This is a genomic window from Kistimonas scapharcae (genome assembly GCF_039540975.1).
Taxonomy (GTDB): Bacteria; Pseudomonadota; Gammaproteobacteria; order Pseudomonadales; family Endozoicomonadaceae; genus Kistimonas; species Kistimonas scapharcae.
In genome coordinates, this window is sequence record NZ_BAABFL010000021.1 from 1 (window position 1) to 664 (window position 664).

The 664-nt window shown below is 48.1% G+C and carries 1 pseudogene; it reads right to left on the reverse strand.

The window, feature by feature from the left end:
• A pseudogene (locus ABD892_RS01805) lies at positions 1–410 on the reverse strand (IS1595 family transposase); the annotation flags it as partial.
• Positions 411–664 lie beyond the last annotated feature (254 nt).

A 664-nucleotide genomic window follows, 5' to 3' on the forward strand; every position in this document is an offset into this window, starting at 1 on the left:
GTTTGCAGAACCTCGTCCCCGTTTGCCGCCATGTTTTTCACCACCCCAGTAGGCATCATCCAGTTGCACATGCCCCTGCAGGGAACGGCTGTCACCCGCTCTTTCATGACTTGCATAAGCTTGTGTTTCAGGCGCCACGCGGCGTTATAAGAAACGCCAAGCTGTCTCGAAAGCTCCAGGGCTGATATGCCATTCTTGGTTTGAGTCATTAAAAACATGCCCAGAAACCAAGTGGTGAAGGGCAACTTGCTGGCTTCAAGAATGGTACCGCTCGTCAATGACGTTTGATGGCGGCAACGGTTACATTGGTAGAGTTCGCGGGTTTTCAGGATGCAATACTCGCGGCAACAACACAGAGGGCATTCAAATCCGTTCGGCCAGCGCCATTTGAAAAACTGATCGCGGCATTGCCCNTGGCCATGACACGTCTCCTAACCCAAGGAAAACCAGTGTCGTAAGATTAGACGGGAGAATGGCTTATGTTAGGTGGTAATCAGGAAAGAATATATGTTTACAGTTTTGCAATAAAGAGCCGGTTGACTTCACTCTAATGATACCAGAATGCTTAAGTTATCTCTTATTAAGCCTTAAATCCCGCTTAACCTTGGGAATGTGAGCAAGCTGGCCGTACTTTTGGCAACAGAGTACAGTTTTTGCACAAAAC